The following is a 926-nucleotide window of genomic DNA, read 5'->3' on the forward strand; positions in this document are numbered from 1 at the left end:
ACTTGCGCAATAACATAAAGAAGCTGATTTCTATCGCGCTCCCCTTCAATTCGGTCGATAAGTCCTTGCCATTGTTTTGTCGGGTTTTGATAGCTGTTCAAGCTAGCAATAGGTTTACTTGTTTTGCCCAAGTAGCCTTTATGATTTAGACCGAGAATTTCAATTTGCTGGTCATTTAACGGGAGTCGGACTTCAACTTCGTCAGTCCCATAGATTGTTGCAACATTTGAGGTAGCCAGTATGTACTCGCCTTCAGTAATACTCAGTTTAATGACTTTGCCATCTATTGGTGCTCTGATTACAGTCTTCTTGAGTTGTTGTTTTGCATAAGCTAAGGCGGCTTCCGCGGCCGAAACTTGACTGCTGGCATGGCGCACCTGTGGTATATGACGCGCATAGTCAGTTGCGTTTCGTTTTAGGCCTTTTTGTGCGACAGCCGCCTTTGCTTTAACTCTGACTAATTCAAGTTTAGTTCGGTCAAGTTCAGCTTGTTTTTGTGCGATATCGAGTACAAAAGGCTGTTGTTCAAGTTCAATGAGAATGTCGCCCTGCTTGACCCTTGCGCCTATACTAAGCTCTTTGCTGACACGTTTGACCAGGCCGGGTACCTGATTGGTAATCTGACGAACTTCTGAGGCAGATACTCTACCGCGACTATAGATTGGAATCGCTTGGCTGCTTTCGATTACCTCTGTGTAAGGAACTCTTGGCGCCAGGTTCTGTTGAGTACTTTGCTCAGGCTCGGGTGCGTTATCGTAGAGCCAAGAAATCAGGCCAAGCGCGACGATAAGCGCGAGGAAGACGGAACGATATTTTTTTAGATACTGCATCATAACTTACTGCTAATTATAGACGTGTTGGTTCGAGATAAAACAAGCCCTGTTGCTTCATTTCTTTGCTCGGGTCATCGCCATAACTAGCGAGAT

General features: G+C 45.2%; 1 protein-coding gene. It reads right to left on the reverse strand.

Annotated features, from left to right (window positions below):
* Positions 1–833 (reverse strand): efflux RND transporter periplasmic adaptor subunit (locus tag A3766_RS24365; protein ID WP_156509105.1); only part of this gene is annotated, 833 nt, incomplete at its 3' end.
* Positions 834–926 lie beyond the last annotated feature (93 nt).

It is taken from the genome of Oleiphilus sp. HI0132 (assembly GCF_001635845.1).